The organism is Bradyrhizobium sp. USDA 4449, assembly GCF_054056275.1.
Genome location: NZ_JBSRYD010000001.1, coordinates 4,678,689 through 4,699,309 on the forward strand (window position 1 = coordinate 4,678,689; position 20,621 = coordinate 4,699,309).

16 protein-coding genes and 2 pseudogenes are annotated in these 20,621 nt (G+C 65.0%); 12 read left to right on the plus strand and 6 right to left on the minus strand.

Translation table 11 applies throughout. From position 1 onward, the window contains the following. Positions 1-150 precede the first annotated feature (150 nt). The 3 genes from ACVIIW_RS21750 to ACVIIW_RS21760 all read left to right on the plus strand — a co-directional run bounded on the left by ACVIIW_RS21750 (position 151) and on the right by ACVIIW_RS21760 (position 4,675). On the plus strand, positions 151-1,770 hold the full coding sequence (locus tag ACVIIW_RS21750; protein WP_456702602.1) for a helicase HerA-like domain-containing protein: 1,620 nt from the start codon (positions 151-153) through the stop codon (positions 1,768-1,770). A 138-nt stretch (positions 1,771-1,908) separates the two neighbouring features. Next, on the plus strand, positions 1,909-3,333 hold the full coding sequence (locus tag ACVIIW_RS21755; RefSeq protein ID WP_456702603.1) for a glycosyltransferase family 87 protein: 1,425 nt from the start codon (positions 1,909-1,911) through the stop codon (positions 3,331-3,333). Continuing rightward, positions 3,281-4,675 carry a M20/M25/M40 family metallo-hydrolase gene (locus ACVIIW_RS21760; protein ID WP_456702604.1) on the plus strand — a complete coding sequence of 465 codons (1,395 nt, stop codon included), beginning with the start codon at positions 3,281-3,283 and terminating at the stop codon, positions 4,673-4,675. Before ACVIIW_RS21755 ends, ACVIIW_RS21760 begins: the two co-directional genes overlap by 53 nt. Before the next feature lie 203 nt (positions 4,676-4,878). Here the strand turns inward: ACVIIW_RS21760 and ACVIIW_RS21765 are convergent, their stop codons facing one another. Continuing rightward, the gene (locus ACVIIW_RS21765; RefSeq protein WP_456702605.1) at positions 4,879-5,658 is read right to left on the minus strand and encodes a class II aldolase/adducin family protein; all 780 of its coding nucleotides are present in this window, start codon (positions 5,656-5,658) and stop codon (positions 4,879-4,881) included. Positions 5,659-5,838: 180 nt separating this feature from the next. Further along, the gene (locus tag ACVIIW_RS21770) at positions 5,839-7,488 is read right to left on the minus strand and encodes a glycosyltransferase family 39 protein (protein ID WP_456702606.1); all 1,650 of its coding nucleotides are present in this window, start codon (positions 7,486-7,488) and stop codon (positions 5,839-5,841) included. 313 nt (positions 7,489-7,801) lie between these two features. Between ACVIIW_RS21770 and ACVIIW_RS21775 the strand changes: the two genes are divergently transcribed. Beyond that, positions 7,802-8,707 (plus strand): DUF308 domain-containing protein, encoded by a 906-nt coding sequence (locus tag ACVIIW_RS21775; RefSeq protein ID WP_456702607.1) that lies wholly within the window; start codon positions 7,802-7,804, stop codon positions 8,705-8,707. Between the two features lie 175 nt (positions 8,708-8,882). After that, entirely contained in the window at positions 8,883-9,299 is a 417-nt protein-coding gene (locus ACVIIW_RS21780) for a MucR family transcriptional regulator (protein ID WP_456702608.1), read from the plus strand. Between the two features lie 4 nt (positions 9,300-9,303). On the opposite strand, the gene ACVIIW_RS21785 is transcribed toward ACVIIW_RS21780, so the two are convergent. Both ACVIIW_RS21785 and ACVIIW_RS21790 read right to left on the minus strand, forming a co-directional pair. Further along, complete coding sequence (locus ACVIIW_RS21785) at positions 9,304-9,732, minus strand: SufE family protein (RefSeq protein ID WP_092226763.1); 429 nt, start codon at positions 9,730-9,732, stop codon at positions 9,304-9,306. Between the two features lie 71 nt (positions 9,733-9,803). Then, complete coding sequence (locus ACVIIW_RS21790) at positions 9,804-10,232, minus strand: DUF5330 domain-containing protein (RefSeq protein ID WP_456702609.1); 429 nt, start codon at positions 10,230-10,232, stop codon at positions 9,804-9,806. 387 nt (positions 10,233-10,619) lie between these two features. On the opposite strand from ACVIIW_RS21790, the pseudogene ACVIIW_RS21795 reads away from it, so the two are divergent. From ACVIIW_RS21795 to ACVIIW_RS21810, 4 genes and pseudogenes are all read left to right on the plus strand, one after another. Then, a pseudogene (locus ACVIIW_RS21795) lies at positions 10,620-12,471 on the plus strand (ATP-binding protein). Then, complete coding sequence (locus ACVIIW_RS21800) at positions 12,464-13,168, plus strand: peptidoglycan-binding protein (RefSeq protein ID WP_456702610.1); 705 nt, start codon at positions 12,464-12,466, stop codon at positions 13,166-13,168. The pseudogene ACVIIW_RS21795 and the gene ACVIIW_RS21800 overlap by 8 nt, the downstream one beginning before the upstream one ends. A 63-nt stretch (positions 13,169-13,231) precedes the next feature. Then, entirely contained in the window at positions 13,232-13,576 is a 345-nt protein-coding gene (locus tag ACVIIW_RS21805) for a DUF1491 family protein (protein WP_456705223.1), read from the plus strand. 37 nt (positions 13,577-13,613) lie between these two features. Then, a pseudogene (locus ACVIIW_RS21810) lies at positions 13,614-13,891 on the plus strand (amidohydrolase family protein); the annotation flags it as partial. Between the two features lie 19 nt (positions 13,892-13,910). Here the strand turns inward: ACVIIW_RS21810 and ACVIIW_RS21815 are convergent. Beyond that, positions 13,911-14,888 (minus strand): DUF2336 domain-containing protein, encoded by a 978-nt coding sequence (locus ACVIIW_RS21815; protein WP_456702611.1) that lies wholly within the window; start codon positions 14,886-14,888, stop codon positions 13,911-13,913. A gap of 253 nt (positions 14,889-15,141) precedes the next feature. Between ACVIIW_RS21815 and ACVIIW_RS21820 the strand changes: the two genes are divergently transcribed. After that, entirely contained in the window at positions 15,142-15,330 is a 189-nt protein-coding gene (locus tag ACVIIW_RS21820; RefSeq protein ID WP_456702612.1) for a hypothetical protein, read from the plus strand. Positions 15,331-15,345: 15 nt separating this feature from the next. Then, positions 15,346-16,107, plus strand: coding sequence for a hypothetical protein (locus ACVIIW_RS21825; RefSeq protein ID WP_456702613.1), 762 nt, complete (start codon positions 15,346-15,348; stop codon positions 16,105-16,107). A 10-nt stretch (positions 16,108-16,117) separates the two neighbouring features. Here the strand turns inward: ACVIIW_RS21825 and ACVIIW_RS21830 are convergent, their stop codons facing one another. Next, positions 16,118-17,092 carry a dienelactone hydrolase family protein gene (locus tag ACVIIW_RS21830; protein WP_456702614.1) on the minus strand — a complete coding sequence of 325 codons (975 nt, stop codon included), beginning with the start codon at positions 17,090-17,092 and terminating at the stop codon, positions 16,118-16,120. A gap of 93 nt (positions 17,093-17,185) precedes the next feature. Between ACVIIW_RS21830 and ACVIIW_RS21835 the strand changes: the two genes are divergently transcribed. Continuing rightward, complete coding sequence (locus ACVIIW_RS21835) at positions 17,186-20,605, plus strand: CHAT domain-containing tetratricopeptide repeat protein (protein ID WP_456702615.1); 3,420 nt, start codon at positions 17,186-17,188, stop codon at positions 20,603-20,605. Positions 20,606-20,621: the final 16 nt, after the last annotated feature.

A 20,621-nucleotide genomic window follows, 5' to 3' on the forward strand; every position in this document is an offset into this window, starting at 1 on the left:
CGACTTTCGACGCATACCGCGCGCGGTGTCTCCGACAAAGTCTTGATGTCAACGCGGTTTTTGAGCGGTTTCAATCGCCCTGCGACATGCGGTAGACTACGGAACTGGCGGGCTCGAGTTTCGATCCGCGAAACAACCATAGAGAAACTGATGACGGCGCAGGACAATAAGCTCGGCGATACCGACGACAAGATCTTCGTCGGCAAGGGAGACGAGCAGGCCTGGCTGACGCTGGCACTCGCCAATCGCCATGGCCTCGTCACCGGCGCGACTGGAACGGGCAAGACGGTCACGCTGCAGGTGATGGCGGAAGGATTTGCGCGCGCCGGTGTTCCGGTGTTCGCCGCCGACATCAAGGGCGACCTCTCCGGCATCTCCGAGGTCGGGCAGGCAAGGGATTTCATCATCAAGCGTGCCACCGAGATGGGGCTGAATTTCCAGCCGGACCAATTCTCGACCGTGTTCTGGGACGTGTTTGGCGAGCAGGGCCATCCGGTGCGGGCCACCATCACCGAGATGGGGCCGCTGTTGCTCGCCCGCATGCTCGATCTCAACGACGTGCAGGAAGGCGTGCTCAACGTCGCCTTCCGCGTCGCCGACGATAATGGCCTCGCCCTGATCGACATGAAGGATGTGCGAGCGCTGCTCGATGCCATCGTGCCTGACGGCGGCAAGAAGGGGCCGGACGCGGAGGAGGATCCGCTCGCGCCGATCCGCAAGGCAGCCCAGGGCTTCGGCAACGTCACCAAGGCGACCGTCGGCACCATCCAGCGCCAGTTGCTCGTGCTGGAGAACCAGGGCGGCACCAAATTTTTTGGCGAGCCGGCGCTGACCCTGAAGGACTTCATGAAGACCGACCGCGACGGCCGCGGTATGGTCAACATCCTCGTTGCCGACAAGCTGATGCAGAGCCCGCGGCTTTACGCGACGTTCCTGCTATGGATGCTGTCAGAGCTGTTCGAGGAACTGCCCGAGGTCGGCGACCTGCCCAAGCCCAAGCTGGTGTTCTTCTTCGACGAGGCGCATCTCTTGTTCAACGACGCGCCGAAGGCGCTGATGGACAAGATCGAGCAGGTGGTTCGCCTGATCCGATCCAAGGGCGTCGGCGTCTATTTCGTCACGCAAAACCCGATCGACGTGCCGGACCGCGTGCTCGGGCAGATGGGAAACCGGGTCCAGCATGCGTTGCGCGCCTTTACCCCGCGCGACCAGAAGGCGGTCGCCGCCGCCGCCCAGACCTTCCGGCCCAACCCGAAGCTCGATACCGCCAAGGTGATCATGGAGCTCGGCAAGGGCGAGGCGCTGGTGTCGTTCCTCGAAGGCAACGGCACGCCGGCGATGGTCGAGCGTGTCATGATCCGCCCGCCTTCGGCCCGCATCGGGCCGATCAGCCCGGAGGAGCGCAAGGCGATCATGGATGCGAGCCCGGTGAAGGGCAAATACGATACCGCTGTCGATGCCGAGTCGGCGTATGAGATTATCCAGAAACGGATCGCGGGCACCGCGGCGCCGGCCGACGCTCAGGCGGGCGGAAGCAGCGGCATCCTCGGCCAGATCGGCTCGATCGTGGGCACCGTCTTCGGCACCAATACCGGGCGCAACCGGCTGACGACGGGACAGCGCATCGCGCGCGACGTCACGCGTACGGTCACCGACAAGGTGGTCGGCGGCGTCGTGGCCGATCTCGGCAAATCGGTCGGCGGCCAGCTCGGCGGCTCGGTCGGCCGCGCGCTCGTCCGCGGTGCGCTGGGCGGCCTGCTGCGAAGGTAGGCAGCCGAGGGAATCCTTGAAACGGCTTTCCGCGCCGTCGCCGCTCACCTCGCGGCGTATGGGAGGAAGTGCGCACTTGCGGCATGTGTCTGTCTGGACATATACCGACGTTTCCCCCGGCCGCAGATTGAAGGCATTGTGACCGCATCCCGTCCGTCCAATAAGCCCGGCGCGCTCAGATCGCTGTCGCTGCGCGCGCCGCTCGATCTGCTTTTCCTGGCCTGCTGCGTTCTCCTCACCGCCGATGTTCTCGGTCCGGAGATATTCGGCCACGGCAAGACCAAGGATTATGCGCTGTGGTACTGGGCCGGGCAGCAGGTGCTGGATGGCGGCCCGCTCTATCCCCGCGACTTCCACGAATATTTCGAGTTCATCTATCCACCGCTGTCGGCGATTTTGCTCGCGATCCCGAGCTGGTTCGGCAAGATTCCGCTCTACCTCGTGCTGTCGGTGCTGAACGCGGTGGCGTGGTGGTACACGGGGATGCTCTCCAATGCCATGACCGGATCGGACCGCAAGCCCGGCCCGTGGCTCGAAGCCTTGCCTGCGCTCGTCACCGTGACCTTCGTGTTCGACATGTTCGATCTCGGTCAGCCCAATCTCGTTCTGCTGGCCATGACGCTCTATGGCTTCTGGTGCCTGCAGCATCAGCGGCCCTGGTTGGCGGGCTTCGCGTTCGCGCTCGCCACCGCCATCAAGGTGTTTCCGGTCGCTGTGCTGCCCTATCTGGTCTGGCGCAGGCAGTGGGCGGCGGTGGTCAGCATGCTCGCCTTTGTCGGCATTCTTCTCTATGTGGTGCCGGCGCCGATCCGCGGCTTCGAGCGCAACGCCGCCGAGCTCAACACCTGGTATCAGGGCATGGTGGGGTCGAGCTCGGAGAAGGGCTTCGGCCAGCGCGACGAGCAGAACTGGTCATGGGTCAACCAGTCCATCATCGCGATGACGCACCGTCTGGTCAGGCCGATCAACTACAATCAGGAGGACCCCAGTAAGCCGGCGCGCACGATGAATCTCATCGACGTCGACTACAGGACGGCGAACTGGATCGTGCTGGCGATGTCGACGTTGCTCGGGCTCGGCTTTGTCGCCGTCATGCCGCGGCAGGCGCAGCGAAATGCGCGCTCGGACGCCGAGGAGCTCGGCATCCTGTTCTGCCTGATGACGGTGGCCTCTCCGCTGGCGCGGCAATACTACTTCATGTGGCTGTTCCTGCCGTTGACGGTGCTGATGCATCGGGCCGCCTTCGATGTACGGCCGAAGGTTCGGCTGGGAACCTGGTTTGCGCTCGTCGCAGCCGGCATCCTCATGCTGCTGTCGCTGCCGCCGTTTCCCAATGTCCTCCAGGCCTGGGGCAATAATCTGATCGCCACGGCGATCCTTGCACTTTGCCTTGCCTGGCACATCAGGCATCCGCCTGATGCGGCTAGCTCCGACGCCGCGGCAGAGCTAAAATCCAAAGCAGCTCGAAACTCAAGCGGTCTCGAGACTCGAAACGTCAGGGAATCCGACCATGGCCAACGCGCAGCTTCAATCCGTGCTCGACCACATCGACAAGGACTTTGACAACAGCCTCGAGCGCCTGTTCTCGCTGTTGCGGATCAAGTCGATCTCCGCCGATCCGGCCTTCGCCGGCGATTGCAAGGCGGCGGCCGAGCATCTGGCCAGGGACATCGCAAGCCTCGGCGTCGCGACCGAGGTGAGGCCGACCGCCGGCCATCCCGCCATCGTCGGCAAGACCGCGGCCGGTGGGCGGCCGCATGTGATCTTCTACGGCCATTACGACGTGCAGCCGGTCGATCCGGAAAATCTCTGGCACCGTCCGCCGTTCGAGCCCGTCGTGACCGATCATGCCGACGGCCGCAAGATCATCGTCGCGCGTGGCGCCGAGGACGACAAGGGCCAGGTCATGACCTTCGTCGAGGCCTGCCGGGCCTGGAAGAAGGTGACGGGCTCGTTGCCGATCGACGTCACCTTCCTGATCGAAGGGGAGGAGGAGGTCGGCTCGAAGAATTTCGTGCCCTTCATCGAGGCCAACAAGGACGAGTTCAAAGCCGACTACGTGCTGGTCTGCGACACCGGCATGTGGGACCGCGACACGCCGGCGATCACGACGTCGCTGCGCGGGCTGCTCTATGAAGAGCTGAAGATCACCGCGGCCAATCGTGATCTGCATTCCGGCGTGTTCGGCGGCAGCGCGATGAACCCGATCCGGGTGTTGACGAAAATCCTGGGCGGCCTGTTCGACGACGACAATCGCATCACCATCCCCGGCTTCTACGACGGCGTGAAGGATCTGCCGCCTGATATTCTGGAGCAGTGGAAGAAGCTCAACCTCACGCCGGAGATGTTCCTGAAGCCGATCGGGCTGTCGATCCCGGCGGGCGAGAAAGGACGGCTGTTGATCGAGCAGGCCTCTTCGCGTCCGACCTGCGATGTCAACGGCATCTGGGGCGGCTATATCGGCGAAGGCTCCAAGACCGTGATTCCGTCGCATGCGTCCGCCAAGGTCTCGTTCCGCCTGGTCGAGGGGCAGGACCCGCAGAAGATACGCAAGGCATTCCGCGATTACGTCACGGCGCGGCTGCCCGGCGATTGCAAGGTCGAGTTCGGCGACCATTCCGCCGCGCCTGCGGTCGCGCTCGACTGGAACATGAAGCCGCTCGCCGCCGCCAGCAAGGCGCTCGCCGAGGAATGGGGCAGGCAGACCGTGCTGATGGGCTCCGGCGCTTCGATTCCGATCGTGGCCGATTTCAAGCGCACGCTTGGGCTGGACTCGTTGCTTGTCGGCTTCGGCCTCGACGACGACAACATCCATTCGCCGAACGAGAAGTACGATCTGCGCAGCTTCCAGAAGGGCATTCGCTCTTGGGCAAGGATTCTCGCGGCGTTGGCTGAGGTAAAATAGGGGCGAGCTGCGTAGGGTGGGTTAGCGAAGCGTAACCCACCAACTGCGCTACGCAATCGCCGAGGCGTGGTGGGTTACGCCTTCGGCTAACCCACCCTACGAAGTCACCCCCAAAATAAAAACGCCGCCCGGAATTGGGCGGCGTTTCATTCCATGACGTGCAGAGGTAGTTGATCGCTACCCTACACGAAATCCGCAAAATCTCAAGACCGGTAACCCGGCAGCTCGCGGTCGAGCTTGCGCAGCAGCGGCGGCCACACCAGCGTCGTGGAGCGCAGCTCGGCGCGGTCGCGGTTGGCAAGCAGCTCGGTGTTCTTCTCGATCGCGATCTCCTCGACCGGGTAGACCGGCGTGCCCAGCGCGCGTGTGCGCACCTGCATCGAGCAGGCGCGCTCGAGGTGATACATGCGCTCGAAGGCCGAGGCGACCGAGCGGCCGACCGTCAGCGTGCCGTGATTGCGCAGCAGCATGTGGTTGTGGTCGCCGAGATCCTTCTGCAGCCGCGGCCGCTCGTCGTGGTCGAGCGCGATGCCTTCGTAGTCGTGATAGGCGAGGTCGTGGGTGACGAGCTGCGCCGTCTGGTTCAGCGGCAAGAGGCCCTCGGCGCTGCTCGACACGGCGGTGCCGTCGAGCGTGTGGAGATGCAGCACGCAGATCGCGTCCTCGCGCACCTCGTGGATCGCCGAATGGATGGTGAAGCCGGCCGGGTTGATGCTGTACTCGCTCTCGGAGAGCTGGTTGCCGTGCAGATCGACCTTGACCAGGCTCGAGGCCGTGATCTCGTCGAACATCAGCCCATAGGGGTTGATGAGGAAGTGGTGGTCGGGGCCGGGCACGCGCGCGGAGATGTGGGTGTCGACCAGATCGTCCCAGCCATACAGCGCGACGAGACGATAGCAGGCGGCGAGATTGACCCGTTGTTGCCACTCGGCCTCCGTCATGTCAGACGGCACTTCCTTCAGGCGCGCTTCCGCTGGTGACATGGCATTTCTCTCCGAACCCAGTTGTTTCGGACAGGAGCCTAGTCTTGCAAACTGCTGGCCGCAAGGTGACGAGATCGCAGCAGCCAAGCGTAGCCCGCATGGAGCGCGAGCGGAATGCGGGTTGCCTCACGAGCGGTCCCGGATTTCGCTCCGCTCCATCGCGATCAAGAGAGAAAATTACTACGGCGCCGGGATCGACAGCAGGCTGGAAATGCTGCGGCCGCGGATGTCGTAGACCCGCGCGAACACCACGTCGTCGCGCTTGATCTCGACCATCACGGGCGCGGTGAGGCCCTTGCAGTAGAACTCGCCGAGCGTCATGGCGAAATCGGCCGCATGCGAATCCCAGCCGATGGTGAAATCGGGGCCGAGCGCGACCTGGGCCGGACGCTGCGGACCGCACACCGCGACCTTCCATTTGCGATTGCGCGGCGGCACTTCCTGCCGCTCGACCAATTGCTCGCGCAGGCCGTCGGAGGCCTGCTTCAGCGCCAGGCCCCAATAGTCCAGCATGAAGCGGTCGTCGGCGGCGCGCACGGTGCCGGCGATGTGGTTGAAGTGGGTGTATTGATAGGGATGCAGCCGGATCATCTCGGCGAGCGGCAGCGCCAGGCCGAAGCAGAAGAGGGCGAGCATCGCCGGCTGCCAGGCGCGATGCTTGGCGCGCAGGCGCTCCATGGTCCAGGCGAAAGCGACGCCGCCGAGCACCGCCATCGGCGGGATCACGAACACGAAGTGGCGAATGCCGTTGTAGAGCGCCGGACGCTTCACCATCGCGATCGCGAGCGGCAAGGTAGCCGCCAGCGTCACCATCAGCAGAATGGTCTTGCGGCGCGCCGGAACCTCGCTGCGCGCCAGCATCGCGAAGGTGCCGACCACGCAGCCGGCCATCAGCACCAGCATGACTTCGGGCAGCTGCAGCGCGAACAGCGTCGGCAGATACGACCAGGGCATGTCGGGCACGGAGACGATCGCGCCGTCGAACATCTCCTTCCAGGGCTTCTCGAAGAACTGCGAGAAATAGGTCAGGGCTTCGAAGGGATTGCCGGGCTTCATGATCGACCACGGCCAGATCAGGCCCATCACGAGGTAACCGAGCGCGAGGCCCGGCAGCAGCACATAGACGACATGGGCGAAGCGCCTGATGGCCTCGCGCGCGCCGCCGGTGCGCAGTTCCTCGAGGAACAGCGGGACGAAGCCGATCATCGCATAGACCAGCGCGAGCCCGCCGAGAATGCGCGTGCCGAGCGAGAGGCCGGCACCCAAGCCGACGATCAGGATCGTGCGCGGCGATGGTTGCGGATATTCCTCGGCAAGACGAACCAGGCCCAGCATCAGGATGATCATCGCCACCGCGAACGGCGCATCCTTCGGGTTCATGAACATGTGGCCGTAGAAGATCGGGCAGAGCGCGAGCAGCAGGAGCGAGCCGAGGCCCGCAAGAGGTCCACCGATGCGGCGGCCGAGCCGCCACGTCACGGCAAGTCCGATCACGCCGACGATCGCGCCGACCAGGCGTCGCGTCTCGAACAGCTCGAGCGGAATGACCTTGTGCAGGAGGGCGGCGATCATGTCGAAGCCGCCGCCATACATGTAGAGGTTGGCGAAGGAGAGGGCCGATGTGTCGCGGAAACCGGAGCCGTACATGCGCAGCAGCAGGTCGGCATATTCGGCGTGGGTGTAGTCGTCCCAGCCGAGACCGTAGTCGCGAAAGGTCAGGCCTGCGATGACGGCGACGGCAGCCAGCACCAGCATGGCGAGATCGTCGCAAGTCCGCTCAACCGAGCGCCGGAGAGGCGTGTCGATCGCCGAAGTCGTGATAGATGTCATGGCTATTGGTGACCCGGAATCCCCTCGTGGCCCTGCTGTTGCGCGCGGGCCTGCTCCCCGGAATCCCTATAGCGCAGTTCCGCTACCAAGTAATTGGGCATTATGGCTAAATTCCTGATGCGACGCAGCAATTTCTGGCCAATATGGAGCCCCTGAGAGGTAGCGGACCGTTGCTGAAGGGAATGTGAATGGTCCCTGATATCCTTCCCCCCTGTTGGGAATGGCGGCAATTGGTCATTGGCGAGGAACGCGGTATGACAGTATTGTGGCGTAACGGGCGTCGCGCATGGATGCGCGGCCGGGGGTGTGTTCGATGAGCTTGGCTTTGTTGATTGCAGGGATTTTCGCCGTGGCGGCGGGCCTCCTTGCGGTCGCCTTCGGCTATTCGATCAGGGATTTCAGCCTCGGCAGCACCCTCATAATCTCCGGTGCGATTGGCGTCTGCTCCGGAATGTTACTGGTCGGCCTCTACGTCGTGCTGCTGGAACTGCAAGCCATCGCTCGCCGGTTGGCCGGCACGGCTGCAGCATCGGAGGTTCGGGTCAGGCCGGTGCTGCCGCCGGGCCTCGCCTCGCCAAGCGGGCCTGCTGCCGCGCCGGTGCCTGTTCCCGCAATGCGTGTTGAGCCGCAGCCATCGCCAGCCGCGCCGCCATGGCAGGACGATGTGCCCGCAGCGGCGCTCCCGCGTGAGCGCCCGCGCGCCGAGGCACCGGCCGAGCCGGAAGCGCCGCAGCCCCCCGCGGCCCCGGAACCACCGCGCCGGCGCAACCTGATGTTCGCCTCGAGCTCGCGCAAGGAGCGCGAGCGCGCCGGGGCCAAAGAGACCAAGGCAGCCGAGAGCGTGCCGCCGCAAGCCCTTGCCGAGCCCACAGAGGCGGCCGCGCCCGAGGCTCCGCCGGCGCCGGCGAGCTTCGACGACGCCTGGCCGAAGCCGGACCGCGCGCGGCCGCCGGAGCCGCCCGCCGCGCGTCGCCCGCCGCCACCGCCACTGCGTCCGTCCTCGAGCTTCGAGCCGGTTGCACCCCAGCCCGCCACCGCACCGCCCGCACCCGAGCCGCCGCCCGCACAGCCGGCGGTGACGGTGCTCAAATCCGGCATCGTCGACGGCATGGCTTATTCGCTCTATTCCGACGGCTCGATCGAGGCGCAGATGCCGGAGGGCATGATGCGCTTTGCCTCGATCGACGAGCTGCGTGCCCATCTCGACCAGCGCGGCTGAAGGCCTTTGGCGTTGGAGCCCAGGCTCAAGTAAAACGGCGCACTCGTTGTCGCGAGTTCAGTAATCGGCTCATATTCGCCAGTCGTCGTATTTCGGCCAAACGTATTGTTGACAGAGATTACTTCGCTGCCGCCAATGCAACGCGACGGAATCGGATTGAAGAGAGGTCGCCCCGATGTCGGATGCCGCCGGCAAAAATTTCATTGAGCTGACGGCGAACATCGTCTCGGCCTATCTCAGCAACAACCCGACGCCGGCCGCCGAGATTCCGAATTTGATCAGTCAGGTGCACGGCGCGTTGACGCGGGTGTCGTCGGGGCGCGTGGAGGCGCCGCTCGAGCCGGCAAAGCCGGCGGTCTCGCTGAAGAAGTCGATCGCGCCTGACTATCTCGTGTGTCTGGAAGACGGCAAGCGCTTCAAGTCGCTGAAGCGTCATTTGCGCACCCAGTACAACATGACGCCCGAGCAGTACCGGGAGAAATGGAGCCTGCCCGCGGACTATCCCATGGTCGCGCCGAACTACGCGGTGGCGCGTTCGCATCTGGCAAAGAAGATGGGCTTGGGACAGCAGCAGCGGAAGAAGGGGAAATAGCTTCCTACGAAGCTTCCGCGAGCGCCTCTTTCGCATCGGTCTTGATGCGCTCGACCATCGAGCGCAGGCCGTTGGAACGCTGCGGCGTCAGATGGTCGCGGAAGCCGAACTCGTCGAACACCGAGATCGCATCGGTGGCAAGAATCTGCTGCGGCGTGCGTCCCGAATAGAGCGCGAGCACGATCGCGACCAGGCCCCGCACGATATGCGCGTCGCTGTCGCCGCGGTATTTCAGGATCGGCGTGCCGCCATCGCGCTCGACCAGCTTCTGGAGCCAGACCTGGCTGACGCAGCCATTCACCTTGTTGGCGGCGGAGTGTTCCGCCTCGGGCATCGGTTCCAGGGTGCGGCCGAGCTCAATGACATACCGGTAGCGGTCGTCCCAATCTTCGAGCAGCTCGAAATTGTCCCTGATGTCGTCGATTGCAGTCATTGATGGCCCATCATTTCTCGCTTGCCGCCAATATAGGGACGGGGGCTCTCGAAATCGATAGGATTCAAGCCCTAATTGGCCGTCTCCGGGCCGTGCCATTCCAGCGCAAGATCGTCCTGGGTCAGCGTGTCGCGCGGCGCCTCGGTGGTCACTGCATCGCCTTCACCGGCGACCGTGATCGAGCCGGTGTGGTCGGGCGCCTTCTTGGTGTCGTTCTTCTCGTTGGTGATCTGCTCTTTCTTGTCGTTGATGATCTGGTAGATCTTGCGCGCGCCGTCCTGCGCCCGCTGGCCGATGATGGTCGCGGCTTGTCCGCCGACCTCGCAGGCCGCCGGCTGGCGCTTGCAGAATTGGCTCATGTCGGACACGGCCGCGGTCGCGGCCTGCACGGCGTCGGCAGCGCCGATATTCGGCAGCTTCTCCGATTCGGGCGTCTTGTCCCGCGGCAGGAGCACCAGCACCAGCCCGAGCCAGAATGTGATGCGGAGCAGAAAGCGCATCTTGCGACCTGTCTGTTAGATCTGGCCCGCGGCGATCCCCGCGCGGCGCCAGCGACCTAGCAACTCTCGATAAATCGCAAGTGATTGCCTTGAGCTTAATTCGCGGAAAATCGACGCAAAAATCTTCGCGGATCAAGGCCTCGTGAATTTTCGATTGATTCCGGCCACCGTGGTCGTCCGGACGGCATCTCCACCAATTCGAAACCATGAGCGCGACGGCGAAACCCTGTGTTCACCATCCCGGCCGAAGACGCCGCGAAATCGTCTAAAAAGCCGCGTGACGACATCGTGTCCGGCAGCGGGCCGATCGGCCTTAGCACTCGTTTAAGGTCGCTCTGACACGGTGGCTCAACGACAAGGAGGCGTTCCGGCGCGTCTTCTCGACGAATGAGCCGAAGCGCGAGACCCGTGACAGTTTTGAGTATCATCCGCGATTGTCTCGATGCGCTGCTGCATCCCTCCGCGCGTTCCGACGCGCTGACGCGTGCGCGCCATCGGGCCTTCATGGCGCCGCGGCTTCTCGGAAGCCTGGCCGCCTTTGCCGCATTTCCCGCTTATCTCGTCCTGCGCGGCGCGCCGAGCGCGATCGAGGTCGCTGCCTTCGCCTGGTTGATCGCACCGATCCTCTTGTCCTGGTTCCTGTCGCGCACCGGTCGTTACGAAGGCGCCCATGTGCTGTCGTCGCTGGCGCTCGCCGGCCTGATCATGGCGATCGCGGCCACCACCGGCGGCATCGAATCATTCGCTGCGATCTGGCTGGTCGTGGTTCCCCTGGAGGCCGCGCTGTCGGCCTCGCGTCGCGTCGCCGCCTTTGCATCGATGCTCGCGCTGTCCTGCGCGGGCCTGTTGATCCTGCTCAGCCAGTTCGGCTGGCTGCCGGCCGGCGATCTCGGCAGCGCGGAACGCGGCGTGATGATGGCGTTCGGCGTTGCTTCGGCAACGCTCTATGCCGCAGGCCTTGCCTTCGGCGCCGAGTCGCTCGCCCGCACCAGCGTCACGCTGCTGTCGCGCGAGGAGGAGCGCTATCGCCTGCTGGCGCGCAACATGAGCGACGTGATCTCGCGGCATCAGCGCAATGGCGCGGTGCAGTTCATCTCGCCGGCGGCGGAAGCCATGCTCGGCATGCCCGTCGCACAGCTGCAGGGCCATGGCCTGTTCGATCGTGTCCATGTCGCCGATCGTCCGGCCTATCTCACGGCGCTGTCGGACGCCGCGCGCGGCGAGGTGCGCAGCGTCGAATTCCGGCTGCGGCGGGAGCCTGATGGCTCCGAGCGTGGCCAGGTCGACTTCATCTGGGTCGAGATGCGCTGCCGGCCGTTCGATCAGGATCTCAGTCGGGATCTCACGCGCGAGGCCGAAGTCGTCGCCGTGATGCGCGATATCACGGATCGCAAGCTCTCGGAGCAGGCGCTCGACCAGGCGCGCAGCGCGGCGGAAGCCGCCGATGCCGCCAAGACGCGCTTCCTCGCCACGATGAGCCACGAGTTGCGCACGCCGCTCAACGCCATCATCGGCTTCTCCGACATGATCGCGCAGGAGCAGGCCTTGATGCTCGCCGCGAGCCACGCGCAAGGAATATGCAGAACTGATCAACGCCTCCGGCCAGCATCTATTGTCGGTCGTCAACGGCATTCTCGACATGTCCAAGATGGAATCGGGGAATTTCGAGATTTCGTCGGAACCGTTCGCGCCGCGCGCGGCGCTGATGCATTGCTGCAACCTGCTGGCGCTGAAGGCGCGCGAGAACGGCATCGATCTCATCACCGATGCGCCGCAGGATCTGCCCGTGATGACCGGCGATCCCAGGGCCTTCAAACAGATCGTGCTCAATCTCGTCGCAAATGCCGTCAAGTTCACGGAGCGCGGCGGTCAGGTCACGGTGTCCGCGTCGGCATCCGCCTCGCAGCTCACGCTGCGCATCAGCGATACCGGCGTCGGCATCGCGCCTGACGATCTCAAGCGCATCGGCGCGCCGTTCTTCCAGTGCGGCAAGACCTATGAGCGTCGGCACGAAGGCACCGGCCTCGGCCTTTCGATCGTGAAGAGCCTCGTGACGTTGCATCTCGGCGAATTGACGGTACAAAGCAAGCTCGGCGAGGGCACCGCCATCACGGTCAAGCTGCCGCTCGTCCATACGCCGCCGCAGGCAAAGCCGGTCGAGAGCAAGATCGCGACGCTGACGCCGGTGTCGCGTCATGAAGTTCAGGACCAATCCGCTCTGGTGAAGAAAAGTGCCTAGAAAGTCTGCCAAGGACGAAGCCGCTCCGCGCCGCCGTGCTGCCAAAGCCGCGGTCGTGGACGTCGAGACCGAGCGCAATCTCGTGATGCGCGCGCTTTTGCACAGTCCCAAGGACACGCTGGCCGGTTTGGTCGCCGCAGCCGCCGTCAGCGCCATCGTTGCGAACGCGCTGTTCCTGCAGACCGGCCGGCATCCGGCGCCGATGTTCGGGACCGTGATCAATCTGCCCGCGCCGTCGCCTGTGTCGCTGTCCAGTCCCTTGCCGCGCCCGCGCCCCGTCGGCGCCGATACGTCGCCGCTAGAGCCCAAAGCCACCGAGTTCCGCGTCGAGCCGAAGCCGGCTGAGAAGACGCCGGAGAAGCCCGCCGAGACGACGGCTTCGACGCCGCGCGGGGGCGATCCCATGACCAATCTGGTCATCAAGTCGACCGCACCGACGCCGCCCGCCGTCGCCATCGCCCGTCCGCCGGCGCCGATCCCGGTGCAACAAAGCCCGGCCGTGCGTCGCCTCGCCGGCGTGCAGCGTGCGCTCGCCGAATACGGCTACGGGAATTTGAAGATTACCGGAGCCATGAACGGCGAGACCCAGGCGGCGATCCAGGCGTTCGAGCGCCAGCACAAGATACCCGTCACCGGCCAGCTGTCAGACCGCCTGCTGCGCGAGCTTGCCGCCGCGATCGGTCATCCCGTCGAATAAACGTCGTCCGATCGAGAAGGCTCAAGGCTGGTGCTGGTTGCAGCCCTGGCCTATCGTGCGCTCATGCGTTTGAAATCGAACATCTGGGTCTCAGCTTACCTGCGGCGGTGCCAGACCGAAGGCGTGTTCGGCGCGGTGCGCCGTCGCGGCGCCGAGGAGGCGGGCGCGGTGTTCGTGAAGGTGTCGCTGCTCGACGGCAACGCGATGCTCTACGTGCCGGCGCCGCAGACCGTCTACGACGAGGGCCGGCCGGTCGATCGCTTCTTCGTGCCGATCGCGCCGCAGCCCGTGCCTGAGCCGGCCGTCGAAGAGCGCCTGACCAAGGAGCTGCGTTTCGATCCCGATGCCTGGATCGTGGAGACCGAGGATCGCGCGGGGCGACACTTCCTCGATCTGGCGAAGAGCTGACCAGCGACGCGGATTTATTGAGCCGCAGTAGGGGGCTGGGACCGAAGCCGCCATCGATTCAGGATTGATCGCTGGGCCCCGGATACTCGGGAGCCATCATCACGGGTGACCAGTGGACATGGGGATTTTCGTCCATTGTCGGAACTGCCGCGAACGATCGGCGGCATGCTCAGCCGCATGGAGCAGATTGGCGGCAGCATGGTCGCCGACAGCCCGGACGAGGTCCGCGTCCGCGTCCGCGAGCAACTCATGCAAGGTGCCTCCCAGATCAAGCTGACGGCCGGCGGCGGTGTGTCCTCGCCGTTCAGCCCGATCGCTCAGGTGGGTGCGCTTCCTAGCTCTCCGACGAGCCGCCGCTGCCCGTGCGCACGGCCGGGCTCGAGCCGGGCTGCACGCTCGGCCGCGACTGGCTGGACGTGCCGCGGACGCGCTGGCGCTCGCTGTCGTGCAGCGACGGCTGATACTTGGCGCGCGTGACGGCGAGCGTCGAGCCGCGCCAGGCGGCCAGCATCACCAGCGCGGAGCGCTCGCTGAGACGGTCATACAGCCGCGACAGCCGGTAGACCTCGTTCACGGAATTGCCGATCGCGGGCTTGAAGAACAGCAGGATGCGCTGAAAGTTCGGGCTCGGCATGTCGATCGCGCGCGCAGCGACCGCGAGCGCCTCGCCGCCGGCATCGTCGGCGATCTGCGCCGCGACCCGTGAGGAGAGGATCAGGGTATCGCTGAGCTCGTAGGTGAAACTCTCGACATCGCCGGCGATCGCGGCCATTTCCAGGATCTGGATCGCGCGCTTGGCGTGCACGGTCGGAATCCGCGGCGCGGCCTTGAGCGGCGACTGCGCCAGATTATGCAGGATCTGCGCACGTTGGCTCGCATCGGCGCGGAAGAACATGTCGTGGATCTCGGCCGCCTCCTTCGGCTGCATCGCCATGTCCGCGGCCATACGCGCTTCCGCATCGGTTGGCGTGCGGGCAGGCGGGGGACCGGGCGTCGGCTTCGGGATTGCGCGCGCGAGCGGCACCCTGCGGCCTTCTTGCGCCGCGACCAGCCCCAGCTTCTGGAGCACGGGGACGGGTGTCTGCGGATAGATCGCAAGCTTCGCCTTGACGGAAGCGCGTGTCGCGTCGTCGACCTGGTCGATCAGCCGCGTCGCAAGCTCGATGAATTGCCGCTGCTCGTCCTCGCTGTGGGTGCTGGCCTGGACATACAGGTCGGTCAACACGCGCAGCAGCGTGGGGCGAACATCGACGCCCTCACGGCGGGAGAGTGTCATCAACCCGTCGAATCCGGGAAACAGCGACTTGGTCATGGAGGCGTACGCAACTCGGGAAATATCTGTTGCCTCAGCCTATCAGCGCTTCGTTTAAAGGCTCCTTAAGGAAAACGAAGTGTGAAGCAAACCCGCTCATTTCGACCGTTTTCCTGCGGCTCACCGGATGGCGCCGGCGGCCCGTGCGGTTACGGTCCAAAGCCCGTGTTTACATCCCGTTAACCATAAACTGATCCTAATGACCGTCATGTTGCAGGGGCGCACTTGTCGCGCGGCAATTGAGAGAGCTGACATGGGGACCATCATCGAATTTCCGGCCGGTCGCCGGGTGGGCTCGTCGGGGGACGTCACACCGCGCGCGGACATGGGAACGATTTTCATCCTTCCCGTCGTCCGCATCGAGCGCGAAGCGGACGAGACCAGCGGCGATCGTGGGCCGGAAGCGGGCACAGCGCCGGGGCGCCGTCGTCGTCGCCGCTAAGTTGCGGTTCTTGCAATGCCGCGCTCCATCCGCCAGATTCGCAACCTCGTATCGGCCATCCTGCTCGCAGCTTCGGGCGCGACGCTTGCCGCCTGCAGCGGCGGTGATTTCGGCCGCACCCGCGCCGACATGCGCAGCGACGACATGCATCGCTGGCTTGGCCTCGAGGCCACCGGCAGCCTCGGCCTGCAGGCGTCCCAATTCCAGCTCACCGAAGAGGAGCGTCAGCTTCGCGACCTCGCCTATCCCATGATCGAGCCGCCGCTGTCGCGACCGGCCTGGAAGAGCGTGTTCGGCGACTACAAGGCTTTGCCGTCGCCATGGCGCCAGAAGGTCGTGTTCGACCGCACCATGTACGGGCGCACGCTGATCGATGAGCCGCATCGCTCGCACGCCTCGCGCTACGCGCAGCTGATCGAGGACGTCCGCAACGACATCACGCGTTTTGAACCGTTCTTTGCCTCGGCGATCCGCGTCATCGATCTCGACAGGAAGCGTGAGGCCAGCATGGCGCGCGTCTCCGAGCTGTCGCCGAGGGAGAAGGCGGACGCAGTCGCGCGCATGCAGGAGAATTCGCTGATCATCCAGTGGGTGCAGCTATCCCTCGAGCAGCGCGTCTCGTCCTATCGCTGGGCGCTCGAGCGGCTGGTGATCCAGGCGCCGGACGGCATGGCCGCCGACGCCGATCGTCTGATCGGCGAACTCGCCGCCCAGACCGCCAATCCCCCGGTTCAGTCGCAGCCGGCCTACGGCCACGCCGTCGTGTCGAAGGGCTGAGCCTCGGCCGCTACGGCCGTCCTGGCATGGCGCGATCGAGGAACTCGAACAGCCTGCGCCGGGAATCGTCGGTCACGTCCTGGCGAAAATGATACTCGACCTGACTGCCGCGGATGTCGATCTTGCGCAAGCCGTCCAGTTGTCGGCAGTCCCAGCAATGCGTTGTGCCGGCGTAGAGATGCCATTCGACCGGAGCGCCGCCGCGCTTCAGGACTGCGAGCTTGTCGAGACATTCCTGCGCCGGCGTCTCGGTATCTGCATCGCCCATCAGGACCAGCAATGGTCGTGAGACATCTTCATTGACCAGATCGAAAGGCGGCCGTTGTTGCGGCGTGATGCGGAAGCAGCCGGGATAAAGGCTCGCGACAGCCGCAAATCCCGAGCCCGCCTTCAAGGCATCGACGTAATGAGTGCTGGCGGCCAGCAAGCCGACCATCGCCCCCCACGAAAAACCGACGAGTGCAATTCGCTTGCTGTCGACATCAGGCCTTCGGCGCAGATGTTCGGCCGCTTGTAGCGCATCCCGCGCACCTCGAAAGAAGTTCACGCCGTTTCTTGGACCGAAGCAGACGCTCCTGACATCGCGCGGCCCCAGGCTGTCGACAAGCAGGACGACATAGCCATGTGAGGCGGCGGCGCGAGCCCAGGCTGCAACCGCAGGGTTCAGCCCACCGCATTGATGCATCAGAACGACGGCCGGAAACGGGCCGGGACCGGTCGGCTTGATCAGCGCCATCCGCGGTGACACAAGGCTGTCGGCGGTCTCGACGACGTCGGGAAGAACGAGGTCAGGGGCGATCGTTGCGCCCCGATAGATCGCATCGGCATCCCAGACCGCGGCCTTACGTTCCTGCTCGTCCGCCGCGCCTGCGAGATCCAAGCTTCCGATCAGCCCGACAAGCAGCGCGATCAGCCCGAGCGGTCCCATCCGGCATGCGAGCCCGGGAAACCGGCGTCCATCGCTGCCGCCAACCCTCTTGAGCATTCCGCCATCCTACTGATTGGTGATTGTCCTTCAGGGCAATAGGGGTAAAACTATCGCGTTTCTTCAAGTGATTTCACCAAAAGGCCCTTCGAGATGAGCTTAGACGCCGCGAGTCCGTTTAAGAGCCGCCTGGATGTCACCTTCCCGCGACAAGTGCTGGTCCTCGCGGTCCTGCTCGGATCGACCGGGTCCGCCGCCGCGCTGACCAAGGAGGCGGCGCTCGAGACCTGCCGGATGAGCGTCGGCAAGCCGATCGTGCAGGCCTGCATGCAGGCCCAGGGCGGCCGCAAGGCCGGTGCCGATATCGAGGGGTGCCGCGCCAAGGCCAAACCGCAGGTTCGCGCTTGCGTGCTCGCTGCCCTCAACGCCGCGAACGGACGCGCCAACATCGCCGTTGAGGTGCCGAAGGAAGAGGCGCCCAAGCTCGCGGCAGGGACCGCACTGCCCAAGGACTTCATCGCGCCGCCGCGCACGATCTCCGACATCACCGCGATTCTCGACAGCGAAAAGCCGAACGAAAAGCTGATTGCGGAACTGAAGGCGGATGCGGATTCGACGCCCACGGGCAAGGAGTCCCGCGAGGATCTCGCCCAGTTCTATTTCGATCGCGCCAATGCGCGCGCCCAGCTCGGGCGGCTTGCCGAATCCATCACCGACGCCAACAAGGCGGTCGAGGTGGGACGCGGCGCCGTCAGCGCAAGCATGATGGGTCGCCTGACACAGCTTGCCGCCCTGCAATATTCGACCGTCGGCGATCCAAAGCGCGCACTCGAGATCATGCAGAGGCAGTTGCGCGAGGTCGCCACCATGCCGGGCGCGAAGGGGTATCTGTTCAATGCCAATCGCTCGATCGCCGGCATTCTCATTCAAATGGGCGACATCCCGCAGGCCGAAGGCTATCTTCGCCGCAGCTTGGCCGGCATTCAGGAGGCTCGCACCAGCGGCCTCCCCGGATGGCGGACCTCATATGCGAAGATGGGGCAGAATTGGGAGGCGGAAATCGAGGCCGCCCGCGCCATGATCTTCGAGGCGCGCGGCCAGTTCAGCGAAGCCGAAGCCTCCTATCGCCTCGCCGAGCAGCGCAAGCGCGCCGGCATGAAGGCCATCATGGACTCGGACAATCCTCCCGCCGAAACCGTCGTCTTGCAGTCAATCGACTTTATGGTTCTGAACCAGGCGCGCATGAAGGCGCGGCAGGGCAGGCTTGCCGAAGCCGAGGTCGATGCGCGGCGGGCGTTGTTGTCGCGCCTGAAGGACACCGGCAAGTATAATCCGGTGATGCCTCGCTATGTGATGGGATTGGCCGGCGTTCTGGTCGACGAGGGCCGTTACGAGGAAGCCGAGCAGCTCGGCCGCGTCGCGCTCGAGATCAACAAGACGGTCGGCGTGCCTGATGACTCGCAGTCGACCGTGCAGCTGCTGTCGCAGCTCGCCGGCATTCTGAACCTGCGGCGCAAGAATGCCGAAGCCAACGAGATGTTCGCGCGGATCGACACGGCTGTCGCCAATTGGGATCCGCAGCGCCGCCAGGTCATCGAGCTCAATCCGGGGCGCATTCTCGCGCTCTACAATTCCGGACAGCTCGACGCCGGCATCGCCGCCGCCGAGCAACTGGTCAAGAAGCAGGTCGGACGGGTCGGCGAGAACCATTTTGATGCGGCTTCGGCGCGCGGCACCCTGGCGATCGGATTGATGCGCGCGCGGCGCGACGCCGACGCTATCCGGGAGTTCAAGGCGGCCATTCCGATCATGATGGCGAGCGCGAACGAGAATGCCGACGACGAGAACACCACCGTGGTGGCCGCGCGCAGCCAGCGGCTGCAGACCATCGTCGAGAGTTACCTGCTGCTGCTCGCGCGGTCCGAGGGCACCGGCGGCGCGGTCGGCGAGGAGACCTTCAGTCTGGCAGATGCCATCCGCGGCCGCTCCGTGCAGCAGGCGCTGGCGGCCTCCAGTGCGCGCGCGGCGGCAAAAGATCCCGCCCTGGCCGAGCTCGTCCGCAAGGAGCAGGATCTGACAAAACAGGTCAACGCCCAGCTCGGCACGCTCAACAACGTCCTCGCCATTCCCTCGGCCGAGCGTGACGAGAAGGGGGCGCAGCAGATCCAGGCGTCGATCGCCGCCCTGCGCGGCGAGCGCGACAAGGCGCGCCGGGAGATCAAGCAGAAGTTCCCTGTTTACGCCGATCTGGTCTCGCCGAAGCCGCCGAGCGTTGCCGATATCCGCGCGACGTTGTCGGATAACGAGGCCATGCTGTCGTTCTATTTCGGACAGAACGGCAGCTTCGTCTGGGCCGTGCCGAAGTCTGGCCCGGTGGCGTTCGCCGCCGTCAACGCCAGGAGTGGTGAGATCGAGACCAAGATCCGCAAGCTGCGCGAGGCGCTCGAGCCGCAGGCGGCGATGATCTCTGACATTCCGCCATTCGATCTCAAGCTCGGTTACGAACTCTACGCGCTGTTGCTGAAGCCGGTCGAGAGCGGATGGAAGCCGGCCAGGAATTTAATCGTGGTGACCAACGGCGCGCTCGGCCTGCTGCCGCTGTCGCTGTTGCCGACGGCGCCGGTCGAACTGGCGGCAGACGAGGATCCGCTCTTCGTCGGCTATCGGAACGTGCCGTGGCTGGCGCGAACCCACGCCGTCTCGACGGTGCCATCAGCTGCCGCGTTGCGCACGCTGCGGCAATTGCCGCCGGGCAAGCCGGGCCGCGGCGAACTCGTGGCGTTCGGCGACCCCTATTTCAACAAGGATCAGGAAGCCGAGGCCGAAGTGAGCGACGGCAAGGTTCAGGTGGCCGATGTCGGTGGCAACGTCACCCGCGGCATGCCGCTGAAGCGCCGCAGCAGCCCGAAGCTCGACGGCGTCGACAGCGCTGAGCTCGGCCTCTTGCCCCGCCTTCCCGATACAGCCGACGAGCTCAAATCGATCGCGCTGGCCTTGCAGGCAGACCCCTCGAAGGTGCTGTTCCTTGGCAAGAATGCGACGGAGAACGCCGTCAAGACGATGAATCTCTCCGGCTTCAGGATTCTCGCCTTCGCCACGCACGGTCTTGTTCCCGGCGAGCTCAACGGATTGACGCAGCCGGCCCTCGCGCTGTCATCGCCGGCTGTAACGGGTGAGGGCGGAGACGGCCTCCTGACCATGGAAGAGATTCTGGGCCTCAAGCTCGACGCCGACTGGGTCATCCTGTCGGCCTGCAACACCGGCGCCGGCGCCGGTGCCGGTGCAGAGGCCGCCTCCGGCCTTGGCCGCGCTTTCTTCTACGCGGGAACGCGGGCCTTGCTCGTGACGAACTGGTCGGTCCATTCGCAGTCGGCCCGGCAGCTGGTAACCGATCTGTTCAAGCGGCAGGCGGACGACCCAAAACTGTCGCGAAGCGAGGCGCTGCGGCAGGCGATGATGGCCTTGGTCGATGGTCCCGGTTATCTGAACAGCGAGGGCAAGACCGAGTTCGCCTATGCGCATCCGCTGTTCTGGGCGCCCTATACGATCATTGGTGATGGCGGCGTGCGTTGATCGACGAGAGAAGGTT

Coding starts and splice junctions, on each gene's coding strand:
- ACVIIW_RS21825 (WP_456702613.1), top strand. CDS start 15,346: ATGCCGCGCTCCATCCGCCAGATTCGCAACCTCGTATCGGCCATCCTG.
- ACVIIW_RS21820 (WP_456702612.1), top strand. CDS start 15,142: ATGGGGACCATCATCGAATTTCCGGCCGGTCGCCGGGTGGGCTCGTCG.
- ACVIIW_RS21765 (WP_456702605.1), bottom strand. CDS start 5,658: ATGTCACCAGCGGAAGCGCGCCTGAAGGAAGTGCCGTCTGACATGACG.
- ACVIIW_RS21785 (WP_092226763.1), bottom strand. CDS start 9,732: ATGACTGCAATCGACGACATCAGGGACAATTTCGAGCTGCTCGAAGAT.
- ACVIIW_RS21760 (WP_456702604.1), top strand. CDS start 3,281: ATGGCCAACGCGCAGCTTCAATCCGTGCTCGACCACATCGACAAGGAC.
- ACVIIW_RS21770 (WP_456702606.1), bottom strand. CDS start 7,488: ATGACATCTATCACGACTTCGGCGATCGACACGCCTCTCCGGCGCTCG.
- ACVIIW_RS21790 (WP_456702609.1), bottom strand. CDS start 10,232: ATGCGCTTTCTGCTCCGCATCACATTCTGGCTCGGGCTGGTGCTGGTG.
- ACVIIW_RS21830 (WP_456702614.1), bottom strand. CDS start 17,092: ATGCTCAAGAGGGTTGGCGGCAGCGATGGACGCCGGTTTCCCGGGCTC.
- ACVIIW_RS21805 (WP_456705223.1), top strand. CDS start 13,232: ATGCGTTTGAAATCGAACATCTGGGTCTCAGCTTACCTGCGGCGGTGC.
- ACVIIW_RS21835 (WP_456702615.1), top strand. CDS start 17,186: ATGAGCTTAGACGCCGCGAGTCCGTTTAAGAGCCGCCTGGATGTCACC.
- ACVIIW_RS21775 (WP_456702607.1), top strand. CDS start 7,802: ATGAGCTTGGCTTTGTTGATTGCAGGGATTTTCGCCGTGGCGGCGGGC.
- ACVIIW_RS21815 (WP_456702611.1), bottom strand. CDS start 14,888: ATGACCAAGTCGCTGTTTCCCGGATTCGACGGGTTGATGACACTCTCC.
- ACVIIW_RS21750 (WP_456702602.1), top strand. CDS start 151: ATGACGGCGCAGGACAATAAGCTCGGCGATACCGACGACAAGATCTTC.
- ACVIIW_RS21780 (WP_456702608.1), top strand. CDS start 8,883: ATGTCGGATGCCGCCGGCAAAAATTTCATTGAGCTGACGGCGAACATC.